Here is a 14,515-nt window from a genome sequence, read left to right on the forward strand (position 1 = left end):
CTAGTGCACGCTCACTCGCAGCGCCGCTGCGGTGGCGAAAGGCGCCAGCGTTATGCTTCCCGCCAGCATCGCGCCCAGTATCGCCAGGTAACCGTCTATCGGCATGCCCATAGAGGCGGCGTCGATAGCGGCGGTAGAAAATATCAGCACCGGGATATACAGCGGCAGCACCAGCAGGCTCAGCAGCACGCCCCCCTTGCGCAACCCGACGGTCAGCGCCACGCCGATAGCGCCAATCAGGCTCAGCGTCGGCGTACCCAGCAACAGCGTAAACGCCACCGCCAGCCAGGTGTGAGTGTCCAACGACAGCAGCAGCGCCACCAGCGGCGACAGGATCAACAGGGGTAAGCCTGTTAATACCCAGTGAGCACACACTTTGCCTAACACCGTCATCGGCAGCGGCGTTGGCAATAACAACAGTTGTTCCAGCGAGCCGTCGAGGAAATCATCGCGAAACAAACGCTCCAGCGACAGCAGGGCCGCCAGCAGCGCCGCCACCCAGATAATCCCCGGCGATATACGCGCCAGCAATTGCGGTTCTGGCCCAATCCCTAACGGAAACAGCGTGATAACGATCTGGAAGAACCACAACGGATTAACGATTTCCGACCCTTTGCGAAAGGCAATCTTCAGCTCACGGCGCAATACAGTCAAAAACATTAAAGAGTCTCCACGCGGTTTTCCGTCAGGCTTATTTTCCCTACCGCCTGCGTTGCGCCGGCCAAATCCTGATGCGTAGTCAACAATACCATGCCGCCCTGCTGAGCATGTTGCTCAAAAAGGCTTATTAATTCAGCCACACCCTGCTTGTCTATCGCCGTCAGCGGCTCATCCAGGATCCACAGCGGGCTACTGCTGAGCCACAACCGCGCCAACGCCACACGCCGCTGTTGACCGGCGGAAAGCTGCGCCACCGGTAAATCCTCATAACCCACCAGACCGACCTGCTCCAGCGCCTGCCAAATGGCCTGACGATCGGGCGCACCGCGCACCGCCTGGTAAAACTGCAGGTTCTCAAAGGGCGTCAACATGGTTTTAATCCCCGGCTGATGGCCGAGGAATAACAAATCCTGATAATAACGTTCGCGATGACGCAACGTATTTTGCCCGTGCCAGCAGATTTCTCCGCTTTCCGGTCTTGCCAGGCCCGCCAGAATGCGCAGCAGGCTGGTTTTTCCCGCGCCGTTCGGCCCTTCTACCTGAATAATGTCGCCCGGTTTTACCGTAAAGCTTAACGCGCTAAACAGGGTGCGTTCATCACGGACGCAACTCAGATTTTTAGCTTCCAGCATCGGGAGAACTCATATTTTTCTTTGGGATAGCGATCATAGCATAAGCCATCTGTGGCTCGTAGCCCGCAGCCGGTCACTCAACTACTCCAATAGGGGTAATATTGCGCCCCAGATCAAAAATGCGTAGAAAAACCCGGCAACGTTAAACTCTTGTTACTTTTTTCTGCAATTTGCCACATCGCTTTCACAGCGTCCCTGAGCCAACTACGCTTAATCATGACCCTGACAGTCTTTGATGGAGATAACGGATAATGACCAATCAGCAGCAGCGCCCGGATGCAGAGCAGGAAAATAGCCTGCAGGTAGAAAGCAAAGAGCATGAACAGGGCAAGAGCGAAATTGAGGTAAAGGAAGAGAACCTGCCCTCGCGCGCAGCGGCGGTGCATGAGCTGATCCGCATGGAAGGCGAAAAAGAGCTGGAGCGCGACTGGCTGGCGCTACTGTGGTCAGCGGTGGCCGCCGGGCTGTCGATGGGGGCTTCCCTGATGGCGAAAGGCATCTTCCACGCCCGCCTGCCGGACGATCCCAGCCGCTTCTTTATCGAAAATATCGGCTACACCTTTGGCTTTATCATCGTGATCATGGCCCGCCAACAGCTGTTTACCGAAAATACCGTCACCGCGGTACTGCCGATCATGCAAAAACCGACGCCGAGAAACCTCCTGCTCCTGTTTCGCCTGTGGGGCGTAGTGCTGCTGGGGAACCTTGTGGGGACCGGGCTGGCGTCACTGGCGTTTATCCACATGCCGATTTTCGACGAGAACACCCGCAGCGCCTTCGTTAGCCTGTCGGAAGAAGTGATGAAAAACTCGCCGTCCGAAATGTTTGCCAACGGCATTCTGGCGGGCTGGATCATCGCCACCATGGTGTGGATGTTCCCTTCCGCCGGGGCCGCCAAGATTTGGGTGATTGTATTGATGACCTACCTGGTGGCGATCTGCGATCTGACCCACATCGTGGTGGGATCGGTAGAGATCCTTTATCTGGTGTTTAGCGGCGTCATTCCCTGGCATGATTTTATCTACCCGTTCGCTATTCCAACGCTGGCCGGCAACATTATTGGCGGCACCTTTATCTTTGCCTTAATCAGCCATGCGCAGATCCGCAACGACATGAGCGACAAAAACAAGGCAGAGCGGCTGGCGGCGGAAAAACAAACCGGCAAGGCGAGAAAACCGTGATCGCGATCAGCGCAGCGCGCGAAAATCACCGCATATTGGCGAGGGAATGAGCAAACGCACCGCTAAGCGCTTATTCTGCGGGTAAAAAAAGGTATACTGCCCCGGCAGCCTAGGTTGCCGGCCCGCAGCGTCCCCGTAGTTAAACGGATATAACAAGCCCCTCCTAAGGGCTAGTTACTGGTTCGATTCCAGTCGGGGACACCATAAATTTATATACTCACCTCTACCGCACCCACTAACCCACGACGTACGCCCCCTCCAATCCTGAGTGATTTATCGAACTTCAAATTTGGTCAATGAACCCCGTTTTATCAGCATGATGCATCCTCTCGCCCACAATCTGGCACAACGTCGAATATTAAAGGTATAATCTCAGATACTATTTGATCGATTTTAGAAACGAACATGACAAAGCTGACATTACAAGAGCAGATGCTCAAAGCGGGATTAGTAAGCAGTAAAAAGCTGGAGAAAGTACAAAGAACCACGAAAAAATCACGCGTTCAGGCTCGCGAGGCAAGAGAAGCCGTTGAAATCAATAAAAAGGCGCAAATAGAGCGCGATAAACAGCTGAGTGAACAGCAAAAGCAGGCCGCTTTATCTAAAGAATATAAAGCTCAGGTAAAGCAGCTGATTGAAATGAACAGGATCGTCATTTCAAATGGTGACATTAGTTATAACTTCACAGACAACAATTTAATTAAAAATGTACGCGTGGATAAACTGACTCAATCTCAGTTAATTAATGGGCGTCTCGCCATTGCACGGCTGGTTAGTGATAATAACCCTGAGGGTGAATATGCTATTATCCCTGCGGTCGTGGCTAATAAAATTGCACAGCGCGACGCAAGCTATATTGTACTGAGCGCTGAACTCAGCCAGGAAGCTAAAGACGAAGAAGATCCTTATGCCGATTTTGTCGTCCCTGATGATTTGATGTGGTAATCAGAACTTTAGGGCAACGGACTCTCCCTCTTGCCCTAACATCAAAAATCCGTATTCCTGCCGCACCACGAAAAGATCACTTACTGCAAATCAGTGATTAGTATCCACAGGCTAAAAAATATTTTCATCACGCTTAAACTGACAAATTAAACGGTCACACCTACAGCATTAAAAAACTTAAAATCGTATTTTAGTTCCCTCCGTTAAAATGTTAATATTGGCAAATGATCCGGATGGAGTAATAGCATGTTTCCCAACAAAAAATATTCACGACGAGCAAACCCGCTGACCAGCTATCAATTTTCTCGTCTGCATACTTTTGAATGCGTCGCCCGTCATTTATCTTTTTCACTGGCGGCAGAAGAACTGTCTATTACTCCCAGCGCCGTAAGCCACAGAATTAACCTGCTGGAAAAAGAGCTGGGGTTTCTTTTATTTCAACGATTCCACCGCAGAATTACGTTAACGCCGGATGGCGAGAGAATGCAATGGGCGTTAAATCATTCCTTCGATGCCCTGACACAGGAAATCCTGGATATCAAAAACCGCGAGCTGACGGGCAGCCTGACCATTTATTCTCACCCCTCTCTGGTCCAGTGTTTGCTGATACCCCGCATCGGCGATTTTATTGCTCTGCATCCGACCATTCATTTAAACATTCTCACCGGGCAGGAAAATATCAATTTGGCCAATCGGGGCGTGGATTTAGCCATGTATTTTGGCCGTCCACCATCGGATAAACAGCTGGACGAAATCTTTATGCGGGAGTCCATGGTTCCAATCTGCACGGAGAAATACGCCAAAACGCATAACCTTTATAATGCGCCTGAGAACCTGGCAGACTGCACTCTATTGCATGACCGATACAACTCCGGTGAAGACGAGTGGCAGATCTGGTCACAGCATTTTGATTTGGGCCTGGATACCGACGCCAAAAGCATGGAGTTCGACCGTTCGGACCTGGCGGTGTTGGCGGCAACTCAGCATCTTGGCGTGGCGATGGGGCGACTCAATCTGGTGCAGGACTGGATCAAAAGCGGCGAACTGATTATCCCGTTTACCGACATGATCTTGCCCTGCGAACACAGCTATTTTATGTCGACGCTCTCTGGGCGTCAGTGGCCTAAGATTATCGCATTCAAAGAATGGATGATGAAAATAACCCCTCTGGTCTGAGGGGCCAAAGGCGAAAAGATCGAAATGATCACCATTTTTTCGGAGTATACGAAAACTCAAGCGCACAGCTGTACAATCGTCCGGCCTTTGAATAATAAATATGCTTGCGGCTGTTATCCCACACCACAGCATAGTTATTAGCAAAGTTTATTATTTCAACCGGAGTTTGGTTTGATAATTTCCCCCGTTTCGTATTTTTCACCACAAAGAAATCACCATTATCGCTTAAGGTGATCAAAGGATAACCCCAGGCATATTTTGACACTTGTACGGTAATAATGAATTGGCTTTCACAGTTTATCTGATAGGTATGAATATCAACGTCCATAGTTTATATTTTTGGTGCAATCCTTCTGGTAAAATAAAACAAATATGAGCAGCTCACGACAATAAGCCCCAAAACGATCAGCACTGAACCCAAGACGAACTCGATCTGCAGCGGTTCTCCCAAGATCACCACGCCGGCAAGAATGCCAAAAATAGGCGTCATAAACGTCAGGATACCCAGCGAAGAAGCCTGGTAATGACGCAGCAGGGAGAACCAAATTAAATAACTGATAAATGAGACGATAACCGTTTGAAATACCAAACTGCTCCAGGCCACGGAACTCAGCGTGAAATGTACGTCCTGCATCGTCATCGCCAGCAGGGATAGCACAATGCAGGCGCCCGTCAGTTGGAACAGCAGCGTCTGTTTTGACGAGCAATTCGCCAAACCGGTTGTTCGAATAAGGATTGTAGAGCCGCCCCAGGATAACCCCGCTAATAAGCCATAAATATCCCCACGCAGCTGATTCACGCCCCCAGAGCTCTCGCCCATAGCGGAAATCGCAAGCACCACACCGCCGAAAGCGATGGCAATACCGGCCCACTGTACAGCCGACAAACGCTCGTGCCTGATGAGAAAATGCAGTCCGATGGCAGAAAAAAGAGGGGCAGTGTACAGAAAGACCGCCATGTGCGAGGCGCTGGTATAGCGCAAACCTTCAGAAACGAAAAAGAACTCCAGCGCGAACGACAGCCCAACGCCGAAACCGGCTAACAGCGTGCGGGGATCGAATAAAAACTTTTCGCCTTTAAAACGCGCCAAGAGATAGACTGCCAAAGCGGCAATCCCTGATCGGATGGCAATTTGCAGCACGGCGGAAATATCCGGCTCGGCTGCCTTGATCGCCACCTGCTGCAGCCCCCATATGGCGCATATCATCACCATGGCGGCGCCGGCTTTGCCGTCTATATTATTTCTGGCACTCATCTAGCCTCCCGCAAACCGCTGAGTTATAAATGCACGTCTCCCTCACCACGAATAATCAGGTGATAAAAATAATATCGAGGGGAAGAGAAAAAACTATTCTTTATAAATCAATATTTCCTGGTACATTTTAATCACTTCACTGTCGCTGTCAGTATCCCCGGTATATTCAGTTTGTTGCGCAACATGAATGACCTTCCACCCTCGCTTAGCTAAATCCGGAATAGTCATACGGCCGACGCCGCGACAGTTAAACAAGGTATCATCACTCAACCGCATCTCACCGATACTGGCATAATCATAAGATTTTGACTGACAAACATGCGATTCAGCCGCCATTAACGGCATTGAGAAAAGCCCGATTAACAGCATGAAATATCCTTTCATAATAACCTCCACAACCCTTATCAATTTCATCTGACTTGTAAATTTCCCGTGTTAAATAACAAGGCGGAAAATTCATTTAAATATATTTCGTTACGATGAAATTACACGGCATATGCCATTCTCTGACAAGTGATAAATATAGAGCTTTGTGTTAGATGAATTCATCCGAAGGTTGACGTCGCCCTCCCCCTCTCAAGTGAGCACTTTTCGCACGATCCGCCACTCCTGTCGCAACGAGTCGATTAAAAACAAACCAAATAATTAGCAAGAAAAGTAACTTTTTGTGACGCACATTGTGTTACATATGCGTTCCGCTTTACTCACGCCAAAAAACAATGAAAACGCTCAGAAATCATCCTGAGCAATTCGCTGATGCCAAAGGGTTTCGGTGAGATTGGCAATCCACAAACAGGGATAAAAAATGACACACAAATTGCGCGCATTAACTCAGGCTGTTGCTCTGGGACTGGTCGTTGGCAGTGCTTCTTTCGCTGCCCAGGCTGAAATCACTTTGTTGAAGCAGGATCCGCAGGCCGGCGATCCGTTGAGCCGTCTTAACTTTACCGTTGGCGGCAGCATCCGCCCACAGTTCAACAACATGACCGGTGATGGCGATAAAGGATCTTACAAACGTAACGGTTTCGACGGCGGCACCCGCTTCCGCTTTGCCGCCGATTACTACCTGTTCGATGACATTAGCTGGATCAGCTATTACGAGCTGGGGGTCAATATTCCCGCGCTGTTCAACTGGGATAACCACTACGCCGACGGCGCCAACGACACCAGCCGCCGTATGCTGTACACCGGTCTGAAAAGCAAAACCTGGGGGCAACTGACCTTCGGCCAGCAAAACAGCATTTACTACGACGTGGTCGGTGCCAAAACCGATATCTGGGACTACGACATGCTGGCCCAGGCACCCGGCAACGGCATCAACGGCGACTACGACGGCTCTTACCGTTCGCGCAAGATGCTGAAGTACAAAAACAGCTTCGGCGATGCCGATGTGTATGCCTCTTACCTGTTCAGCGATGGCGAATATTTGCCGGGCAACGGTCTGCGCTACAAGCGTCAGGGCGGCGGCTCACTGGGCGTGGACTACCACCTGACACCGGACCTGACCTGGGGTACTGCGTGGAACTATACCCGCGCCGAGATGCGTAATCCTTCCACCAGCGGCTCGAAAGATTACGATCAGAACATCGTCGGTACGGCGATCAGCTGGAAGCCGGATAACTGGACCCTGACCTTTGGCGGCGGTTGGTACAACAACTTCCTGACCACCAAAAAAGCCAACGTTAACGACTACTTCGCCGGCGACGCCTGGGGGATTGAATATCTGGCGGGTTATACCGTACCGGTAGGCCAATATGCGGTGAAATCCGTGATGCCGTACTTTATGGGCGACCGTCTTGAGTACGTAACCGGCCGCAACTATCAGCGTATCGATAACGGTCTTGGCGTGACGGTGCAGTTTGATTACGGCTTCCGCGTCGACGTGGAACATGTGCTGACGTCCAGCACCGACAACCTCGGCGATATGACGCTGGTGCGTTTGCGCTACGATTTCTGATTGTCACCGACATAAAAAAGGCCGCTTATGCGGCCTCTGACTGCTGACAAAATCCTCTGCACTTAAACGTTATGTTTTGTGCGCTCATAGAAACAAAGGATTCGGTCTTCAGGGTTTCCCCAAACACCCGAAAACCACGCTTTTCGGGTGTTTGTCATCTAACTAAGGCCGCTTATGCGGCCTTTTTCATTGCTGATCCGGCATCAGAATCCGCCGCGTGCCGACCGGCCCACCGCTTCACCCAACTGCCAAACCGCCATCGCATAATGGGTGCTGTGGTTGTAGCGAGTGATGGTGTAGAAGTTTGGCAGGCCGTACCAATACTGATAACCGGTGCCAACATCCAGACGCAGCAGGCTGGCTTCCTGATTGTCGCCCAGCGATCCCTGCGGGCTCAACCCGGCCTCCGCCAGACTGGCGACGGAATAGCGGGTTTTAAACCCATTTTCCAACCCTGGCGCCTGGCCATTTGCCTGTACTGCCACGGGTTCGCCCTTGGCCCAACCGTGTGCTTTAAAGTAGTTGGCAACGCTGCCGATGGCATCCACCGGATCCCACAGGTTGATGTGGCCGTCACCGTTGAAGTCAACCGCATAGCTCTTGAATGAAGACGGCATAAACTGACCGTAACCCATTGCCCCGGCGAATGAACCTCGCAGCTCCAGCGGGTCATCCCCTTCGGTGCGCGACATCAGCAAGAAGGTTTCCAGCTCGCCGGCAAAGTAGTCGGCGCGACGCGGATAGTCGAAGGCCAGCGTCGCCAGCGCATCGATAATGCGGGTTTTACCCATCACGCGGCCCCAACGGGTTTCAACGCCGATAATGCCGACAATGATCTCCGGCGGCACGCCGTAAACCTGATAGGCACGCTGCAACGCGTCCTGGTACTGATTCCAGAACTGCACGCCGTTTTGCACGTTGTCCGGGGTGATGAATTTATTACGATAACGCAACCAGGAGCCGTTTGGCCCGGTCGGTCCCTGGGTGCTTGGCGTCGGCGCCTGACGATCCATCAGCCGCAGCACGGAATCCAGCCTACGGGCCTGCGCCAATACGTCATGCAGTTGCTGGCGATCGAAACCGTGCTCCCGCACCATTTTATCGATAAAGCGGGCGGTGTTCGGGTTATTGGCGAAATCGCCGCCCAACGGCTGACCGGAATGCGCCGGCGTCAACAGGAATCCTCCTTTTACGGCGTTGTCCTGAGGCACGGCCGGGGTCGACTTCGGCCCGCTGCTACAGGCAGTGAGTAAGGTAAGCAGAGGGAGAAGAACAACTAAATGACGCATCGGATATCCATATAAGCCAGGCCAGTGATAAGTGTGGGTTATGTTAATCCATTGTCGGGTGCGAACAAACTGGATTATGTCGCTCATCACAGAGCAACAAGTCGAAGTATTTTCGAAATGTGATGCAAAGCACAGAAACAAAGCACCACTTAGGGTAGGTCCGCGATACAGACAAAAACCTAAACCTTGATTAAATGAGATAAACTCTCATTTTGACTCGACGCAAAGCCTCCCTACGCTGCTTTTTTAGCGGCTCTTCCCGTCGGCAATGAATGATACAACGGAGTGTAATTTTGGATTCTCTCGGACAGATCGCTAAAAACACCTTTAAAAAATGTATTACTCGCCGCACCTACCTTTTCTCCATGCTTATTTTCGCCGCTGGCCTGATCTTGTTGTCCTATCTGTCGCCCTATCTGGATGAAAATCGGTTTCGTGTCTACGCACACAGCGACATCGGCGAGTTTTTTGCGGTGTTCGTCTACCTGCTGTGCATAATGCTGTGGTCGCTGGGCTGGATAGGGTTAACCCTGTGGTTTGTCGCCCGAACCGCCTTTCGGTTCAACGACATCGGCACGCTCGGTTGGCCGCTTGCCCTGATACTGTATGGACTTAGCGTGGTGAATAACTACCATCCCGGCCCTGTCGAACGCTGGCTGATCCTGATAAGCCTGTTAGGGCTGCTGTGCGCACTGCTGCTGCCCTCAGGGTTCCTGGCACGTAAGGCCGGTTAGGCGCGTCGCCGCTGGCTATCTGCGGGGCAAGCGGTCACAATGCCACATCTCTCCCGGCCCAAACAGGAAATGCCATGTCTTGCCACTACCCCGCCCATTACGCCTTCGATAACGAAAGCGACGCCTGGCAGATTCACTTTCGCGATTTTCCTGAACAGCAGGCCGCCTGCTATAAACGTGAAGATATCGAGCTGGAAGCGCAGGAAAGCCTGCTGCTTGCCATCGCCATGGAAATGGAAGAAGGCCGTACGGTGCCTGCCCCTTCCCCTGCTCTGCCGGATGAATTGGCTATCCACCTGCCGGTGTTGGTGAAGCTAAAACTCGAACTGCATAACATTATGCTGGCCGGTGCCACCTCCAAAGCCGATCTGGCGCGCAAAATGGGCTTTAACGCCGGCCAGATGGATCGCCTGCTGGATGTGGCCTATGCCTCAAAGGTGGAAGCGCTGGAACAGGCGCTTTACCTGTTGGGCTATGAAGTCCAGACCTCGGTAGCAGAAGTTCGTCGGGGTTAAGACAAATATTTTTGTCGGGGGCTAAATATTCTTCACTTTTCGCCGATGTGTTCGTTACCGAATCACCAAAAGCAAAAAGTGAAGGCTAAAAATGGAGTGGAGTCGCCGCAATATCTGGACCGTTATTCTGCTGTCGTGCCTTGTCTTCTGGGTCATCCTGCTGACCGGCGCCAACGCCGTCGCCTGATCCCTTTTCATAACATCACAGCAAGCATAATTATAAGGCCCGCGTCAGCGGGCTAATCCTCTGATTAACCGCAAAAGAAGAAATTCATGAACCGGTGAGATAAAAAGATTTTTTGTTTTATCGTCACATCCGGCCCGGCTGACACGGCTTGAGCGCGCATCTACCTGGCAAAACCTCTACAAGTAAAATCAAGGAGGTTCTCAGTATGTCCGGTATTGTTTTTTACTCGCCCGGCTTCGTCCGCCAATAAAACAAAGCCTTGTTGCTTATTTTCGAACGTCACGGGTATAACGGCAACACCAAATTTTCTCATTTCACCACTGTTTTTGGCCAACTGATTACCAATTTGCATAAAAGGATAAATCCCCACCAAGTCTTCTTGCCTGATACGTTTCCCCTGATAATGTTGCCCAACCAGATTATCAGAAAGCTCCGTCCAATCATCCCCTATGCTTGGAAGTTGTCTGTCGATACTACGTCGAATATGCGGTTTAAGGCACGCAATATGAATATGCAACTGCCCCTGTGTGCGACCTTTCTGAGAGTTTATAGTCAAGGCATAAGCATTACGCGGTAGCGGCTTACCATAAACATGATCCAGCACGTGACGATTTTGCCAAGCAAGAGAAAAATAGTTTGGTGTGGCGGGCAATAGCAATTCTGGGCTTTCGACGCCTTTTAATTTTAATGTTGGAACCAGTAAATAATGATAACGGGTTTCAAGATCGCGAACTATCGCATAGCCTTTCGCCCGCCCTTCATCTAAATAAACTTTCTCGCAGGGGAAAACTGAGCCAAGCTGCTGATAATTAAAAACACAAAGATTGTTAACCACCCGCCATAGTGCATTACTGGCAAACGAAGGTAAGGGTGTGAACAGCAAGAACAATGGACAAAGATAATATATTTTTTTTAATATCAACATGTTAAATCATCTCTTTTTAAAAACCGCATGCCTCAGGATATCATTTTGCCTCCGTAAAAATACATCCCATGGTTAGAAACAAAAATCGTTTAAAAACAGTTAGCGCTGGTTAAGAAATCGCCAAAAAATGTGATCAAAAACACAGTATTGTAATCAGGCTGGCAATGGGAGTACATTAGCGCCGATCCTGTCGTGGTTCATGTTTTACCTCAAGGACTATGAAGCACGACGACCGGGTAATCCGTGGCCGAGGACGTTGTTCTTCCTTTTGAAGGATCCGCCTATTAGCCCTGGACTACCCACAAAACACTCAGCACAACAATCGGGATCATTGGCTTGCGAGGGACTCCAAACGGGAGTTGTTCAGTGAAATATTTTGTTATGGGCGTTTCATTCATGTTGGTGACATGGATTGGCACCTTTATGCTGATGGTTGCATAACCAAGGCATGACCGGGAATTTAGATAAAGGGGCGCACCAGCGCCCCTTTGTTGTTTCTGCTCCCCGGCTATTTCCCCGGCATCATGCGGCGCAAGGTATCGTCCTTACGCAGATAGTGATGGTACAGCGCCGCCAACGCATGCGCGCCAATAATAAAGTAACCGGTATTGGCCAGGGTCTCATGCGTACTTTTGATTATCCGGCGCAACCACGGATCTGGCGTAACAAACTGCGGGACCTGCCAGCCCAGCAAAACCCACTCCTTTCCCCCGTAAGCCAGCGTCAGTACGCCCAACACCGGCAACGTTAGAAACAGCAGATAGAGCAACGCATGAAAGATTTTGGCACCCCATTCCTGCCACTCTTCCAGCGGCGGTGTGGTTGCCGGCGTAGCATAACGCCGACGTAATCCCAGCCGGATGAACATCAGCAAAAAGACCGCCAGGCCAAAGTTAAAATGCAGATTTTTTACCAGCGACGCCAGATCATCCGGTACCGAGTTCTTCAGCAGCATCGCCGCGTAGGTGAGGATCACCATCAGCAGCGTCAGCCAGTGCAATACAATTTGCGATTTTGCGTAACGATTACCCATACAGGCTTCCAAATAAATAAAGAAAATCTTATTGGATCATAGTGGGTAAATAATGAAGAAAACCTTAGCGGGAAGAAAAAAGCCGGCGCGAATGCACCGGCCTGAAGGCATTACTTGGTCGCAGCCGGGGTGCTGCTCTTGGCCGGCTTGATCAGCCCGTCAGCACGGAACATCGCTTTGATACCGCGAACCGCCTGGCGGATACGATCCTGATTTTCAATCAATGCAAAACGCACGTGGGTGTCGCCATAATCGCCAAAGCCGATGCCTGGCGATACGCAGACCTTGGCCTCCGCCAACAGGCGTTTGGCAAACTCCAGCGAACCGAGATGCGCATAAGGCTCGGGGATTTTGGCCCAAACGTACATCGAAGCTTTCGGATTTTCCACCATCCAGCCCGCCTCATGCAGCCCTTTGACCAGCACGTTACGGCGCTGGCGATACTGTTCTGCAATATCCAGCACGCATTGCTGGTCGCCTTCCAGCGCAGCAATCGCGGCGACCTGCAGCGGGGTGAACGTCCCGTAGTCGTGATAGCTCTTGATGCGTGACAGTGCGTTGACCAGCTCCGGGTTGCCGACCATAAAGCCGATGCGCCAACCCGCCATGTTGTAGCTTTTCGACAGGGTGAAAAATTCTACCGCGATATCTTTGGCACCCGGCACCTGCATGATCGACGGCGCTTTCCAGCCGTCATAAACGATGTCGGCGTAAGCCAGATCGTGGATCACCAGCACGTCGTATTGCTTGGCCAGCGCCACCACGCGTTCGAAGAAGTCCAGCTCAACGCACTGGGCGGTAGGGTTCGACGGGAAGCCGAGGATCATCATTTTCGGACGCGGAATGGTTTCACGAATGGCGCGCTCCAGCTCACCAAAGAAATCCACGCCGTCCACCAGCGGCACAGAACGCACCTGCGCGCCGGCGATTACCGCACCGTAAATATGGATCGGGTAACTCGGGTTCGGCACCAGCACGGTATCGCCATGATCGAGCGTCGCCAGCATCAGGTGCGCCAGGCCTTCTTTCGAACCAATGGTGACAATGGCTTCAGTTTCGGGATCGATCTCCACCTGGTAGCGGTCGGCATACCAGCGTGAAATCGCACGGCGCAAACGCGGGATACCGCGCGAGGTAGAATAGCCGTGGGTGTCGTCACGCTGCGCAACGGTGCAGAGTTTTTCCACAATGTGCGGCGGCGTCGGCCCGTCGGGGTTGCCCATGCTGAAATCGATAATATCCTCGCCGCGACGGCGTGCAGCCATCTTGAGTTCGGCGGTGATGTTGAATACGTAAGGGGGGAGACGTTCAATACGCGTGAAACGGCGTTGCGGACTATTATCAGCCATAGGGACCTCAAAGTGACGTTAGCGCCCGGACCATCCGAGCGACGCTGGCCAATCTGTCGATTGACCGGATATTGAACATATCTCAGCCCCGGCAGGCTTGTCGATACCTCGCGCAATATTTTTATTTACCGGCCCTGAACTCGCTCGCCAACAGCCCGAACTGCCAGTCATCGCGCCATTGCCCCGCCAGCCGGTAGTTATCGCGCAACGTCCCCTCCAGCAAGAAACCGCATGACTCCAGCAGTCGGCGCGAGGCGATATTACCTTCGGTCACGGTGGCCGTCAGCTTATGAAAATCGCAGGCGTTGAAACCGAAATCCAGCACCGCCCGCAGCGACTCCTTGCCGTAGCCCTTGCCCTGCCCGGACGGCAAACTGCCATAGCCCACTTCCGCCTGCTGGTAAGGTAACCACTGCGGACGAAAACCGGTCATCCCTACCACTTCTCCACTGGCCTTTTCTCGCATTACCAGGCACAACCACTGCTCCCCATATTTGTCCCAGACGGGGAGTCTGGCTTCAAAGCGCGTGCGAATTTCTGCTTCACTGAGCGGATCGGCGATATAACGAATCACCTCGGGATCCTGATACAAGCGCAGAAACAGCGGCCAATCGTTGGCCGTTATCGACTGCAGGGTCAAACGTTCAGTGACCAGTTTCATCTAAAATCTCCGAAAA

At 51.7% G+C, this 14,515-nt stretch carries 17 protein-coding genes and 1 tRNA gene; 8 read left to right on the forward strand and 10 right to left on the reverse strand.

The genetic code is table 11. The features are described 5' to 3' along the window. The gene (gene ccmB / locus EBA31_RS18450; RefSeq protein WP_122079933.1) at positions 1-660 is read right to left on the reverse strand and encodes a heme exporter protein CcmB; all 660 of its coding nucleotides are present in this window, start codon (positions 658-660) and stop codon (positions 1-3) included. Continuing rightward, on the reverse strand, positions 660-1,292 hold the full coding sequence (gene ccmA, locus EBA31_RS18455) for a cytochrome c biogenesis heme-transporting ATPase CcmA (protein ID WP_122079934.1): 633 nt from the start codon (positions 1,290-1,292) through the stop codon (positions 660-662). The genes ccmB and ccmA overlap by 1 nt, the downstream gene beginning before the upstream one ends. Before the next feature lie 251 nt (positions 1,293-1,543). Between ccmA and EBA31_RS18460 the strand changes: the two genes are divergently transcribed. From EBA31_RS18460 to dsdC, 4 genes are all read left to right on the forward strand, one after another. Continuing rightward, complete coding sequence (locus tag EBA31_RS18460; RefSeq protein ID WP_020827927.1) at positions 1,544-2,473, forward strand: formate/nitrite transporter family protein; 930 nt, start codon at positions 1,544-1,546, stop codon at positions 2,471-2,473. Positions 2,474-2,602: 129 nt separating this feature from the next. Then, positions 2,603-2,677: transfer RNA gene (locus EBA31_RS18465), tRNA-Arg, on the forward strand. Positions 2,678-2,878: 201 nt separating this feature from the next. Next, positions 2,879-3,418, forward strand: a complete 540-nt coding sequence (locus tag EBA31_RS18470; RefSeq protein ID WP_020827932.1) for a DUF2058 domain-containing protein — start codon at positions 2,879-2,881, stop codon at positions 3,416-3,418. Positions 3,419-3,664: 246 nt separating this feature from the next. Beyond that, the gene (dsdC, locus tag EBA31_RS18475; protein ID WP_048762970.1) at positions 3,665-4,594 is read left to right on the forward strand and encodes a DNA-binding transcriptional regulator DsdC; all 930 of its coding nucleotides are present in this window, start codon (positions 3,665-3,667) and stop codon (positions 4,592-4,594) included. A gap of 28 nt (positions 4,595-4,622) precedes the next feature. Here dsdC and EBA31_RS18480 read toward each other — a convergent pair whose 3' ends face one another. The 3 genes from EBA31_RS18480 to EBA31_RS18490 all read right to left on the reverse strand — a co-directional run bounded on the left by EBA31_RS18480 (position 4,623) and on the right by EBA31_RS18490 (position 6,233). Beyond that, complete coding sequence (locus EBA31_RS18480; protein ID WP_020827934.1) at positions 4,623-4,922, reverse strand: hypothetical protein; 300 nt, start codon at positions 4,920-4,922, stop codon at positions 4,623-4,625. Positions 4,923-4,925: 3 nt separating this feature from the next. Beyond that, entirely contained in the window at positions 4,926-5,849 is a 924-nt protein-coding gene (locus EBA31_RS18485; protein WP_122079935.1) for a DMT family transporter, read from the reverse strand. A gap of 93 nt (positions 5,850-5,942) precedes the next feature. Continuing rightward, positions 5,943-6,233, reverse strand: coding sequence for a hypothetical protein (locus tag EBA31_RS18490; protein WP_122079936.1), 291 nt, complete (start codon positions 6,231-6,233; stop codon positions 5,943-5,945). A 421-nt stretch (positions 6,234-6,654) separates the two neighbouring features. Between EBA31_RS18490 and EBA31_RS18495 the strand changes: the two genes are divergently transcribed. Beyond that, the gene (locus EBA31_RS18495; RefSeq protein ID WP_122079937.1) at positions 6,655-7,806 is read left to right on the forward strand and encodes a porin; all 1,152 of its coding nucleotides are present in this window, start codon (positions 6,655-6,657) and stop codon (positions 7,804-7,806) included. A gap of 203 nt (positions 7,807-8,009) precedes the next feature. Here the strand turns inward: EBA31_RS18495 and mltB are convergent, their stop codons facing one another. Next, positions 8,010-9,095: a lytic murein transglycosylase B gene (gene mltB / locus EBA31_RS18500; protein WP_115058383.1), complete on the reverse strand. Its 1,086-nt coding sequence runs from the start codon at positions 9,093-9,095 to the stop codon at positions 8,010-8,012. 293 nt (positions 9,096-9,388) lie between these two features. On the opposite strand from mltB, the gene EBA31_RS18505 reads away from it, so the two are divergent. Together EBA31_RS18505 and EBA31_RS18510 are read left to right on the forward strand one after the other, a co-directional pair. Beyond that, complete coding sequence (locus EBA31_RS18505) at positions 9,389-9,829, forward strand: hypothetical protein (RefSeq protein ID WP_048762965.1); 441 nt, start codon at positions 9,389-9,391, stop codon at positions 9,827-9,829. 74 nt (positions 9,830-9,903) lie between these two features. Continuing rightward, entirely contained in the window at positions 9,904-10,344 is a 441-nt protein-coding gene (locus tag EBA31_RS18510) for an antitoxin HicB (RefSeq protein WP_048762964.1), read from the forward strand. A gap of 347 nt (positions 10,345-10,691) precedes the next feature. On the opposite strand, the gene EBA31_RS18515 is transcribed toward EBA31_RS18510, so the two are convergent. Then, positions 10,692-11,456 (reverse strand): CDP-diacylglycerol diphosphatase, encoded by a 765-nt coding sequence (locus EBA31_RS18515; RefSeq protein ID WP_122079938.1) that lies wholly within the window; start codon positions 11,454-11,456, stop codon positions 10,692-10,694. A gap of 366 nt (positions 11,457-11,822) precedes the next feature. Here EBA31_RS18515 and ypdK point away from each other — a divergent pair, with 366 nt between their 5' ends. Continuing rightward, positions 11,823-11,897, forward strand: coding sequence for a membrane protein YpdK (gene ypdK / locus EBA31_RS18520; protein WP_104410986.1), 75 nt, complete (start codon positions 11,823-11,825; stop codon positions 11,895-11,897). Between the two features lie 67 nt (positions 11,898-11,964). Here the strand turns inward: ypdK and EBA31_RS18525 are convergent, their stop codons facing one another. From EBA31_RS18525 to EBA31_RS18535, 3 genes are all read right to left on the reverse strand, one after another. After that, a complete protein-coding gene (locus EBA31_RS18525) occupies positions 11,965-12,489 on the reverse strand; it encodes a cytochrome b (protein WP_020827942.1) in 525 nt (174 codons plus the stop codon). 110 nt (positions 12,490-12,599) lie between these two features. Beyond that, positions 12,600-13,838 carry an alanine transaminase gene (alaC, locus tag EBA31_RS18530; protein ID WP_020827943.1) on the reverse strand — a complete coding sequence of 413 codons (1,239 nt, stop codon included), beginning with the start codon at positions 13,836-13,838 and terminating at the stop codon, positions 12,600-12,602. A gap of 121 nt (positions 13,839-13,959) precedes the next feature. Continuing rightward, positions 13,960-14,499: a GNAT family N-acetyltransferase gene (locus EBA31_RS18535; RefSeq protein WP_046373010.1), complete on the reverse strand. Its 540-nt coding sequence runs from the start codon at positions 14,497-14,499 to the stop codon at positions 13,960-13,962. Between the last annotated feature and the right edge of the window lie 16 nt (positions 14,500-14,515).

The sequence above is a fragment of the Serratia sp. P2ACOL2 genome, assembly GCF_003691565.1.
GTDB classification, from domain to species: domain Bacteria; phylum Pseudomonadota; class Gammaproteobacteria; order Enterobacterales; family Enterobacteriaceae; genus Serratia; species Serratia liquefaciens.

What these genes read in the sequence shown, in the direction of transcription:
- dsdC (WP_048762970.1), top strand. Translation starts at nt 3,665, where the DNA reads ATGTTTCCCAACAAAAAATATTCACGACGAGCAAACCCGCTGACCAGC.
- mltB (WP_115058383.1), bottom strand. Translation starts at nt 9,095, where the DNA reads ATGCGTCATTTAGTTGTTCTTCTCCCTCTGCTTACCTTACTCACTGCC.
- EBA31_RS18515 (WP_122079938.1), bottom strand. Translation starts at nt 11,456, where the DNA reads ATGTTGATATTAAAAAAAATATATTATCTTTGTCCATTGTTCTTGCTG.
- EBA31_RS18535 (WP_046373010.1), bottom strand. Translation starts at nt 14,499, where the DNA reads ATGAAACTGGTCACTGAACGTTTGACCCTGCAGTCGATAACGGCCAAC.
- EBA31_RS18510 (WP_048762964.1), top strand. Translation starts at nt 9,904, where the DNA reads ATGTCTTGCCACTACCCCGCCCATTACGCCTTCGATAACGAAAGCGAC.
- EBA31_RS18470 (WP_020827932.1), top strand. Translation starts at nt 2,879, where the DNA reads ATGACAAAGCTGACATTACAAGAGCAGATGCTCAAAGCGGGATTAGTA.
- EBA31_RS18490 (WP_122079936.1), bottom strand. Translation starts at nt 6,233, where the DNA reads ATGAAAGGATATTTCATGCTGTTAATCGGGCTTTTCTCAATGCCGTTA.
- EBA31_RS18525 (WP_020827942.1), bottom strand. Translation starts at nt 12,489, where the DNA reads ATGGGTAATCGTTACGCAAAATCGCAAATTGTATTGCACTGGCTGACG.
- EBA31_RS18480 (WP_020827934.1), bottom strand. Translation starts at nt 4,922, where the DNA reads ATGGACGTTGATATTCATACCTATCAGATAAACTGTGAAAGCCAATTC.
- EBA31_RS18485 (WP_122079935.1), bottom strand. Translation starts at nt 5,849, where the DNA reads ATGAGTGCCAGAAATAATATAGACGGCAAAGCCGGCGCCGCCATGGTG.
- EBA31_RS18495 (WP_122079937.1), top strand. Translation starts at nt 6,655, where the DNA reads ATGACACACAAATTGCGCGCATTAACTCAGGCTGTTGCTCTGGGACTG.
- ccmA (WP_122079934.1), bottom strand. Translation starts at nt 1,292, where the DNA reads ATGCTGGAAGCTAAAAATCTGAGTTGCGTCCGTGATGAACGCACCCTG.
- EBA31_RS18460 (WP_020827927.1), top strand. Translation starts at nt 1,544, where the DNA reads ATGACCAATCAGCAGCAGCGCCCGGATGCAGAGCAGGAAAATAGCCTG.
- ccmB (WP_122079933.1), bottom strand. Translation starts at nt 660, where the DNA reads ATGTTTTTGACTGTATTGCGCCGTGAGCTGAAGATTGCCTTTCGCAAA.
- alaC (WP_020827943.1), bottom strand. Translation starts at nt 13,838, where the DNA reads ATGGCTGATAATAGTCCGCAACGCCGTTTCACGCGTATTGAACGTCTC.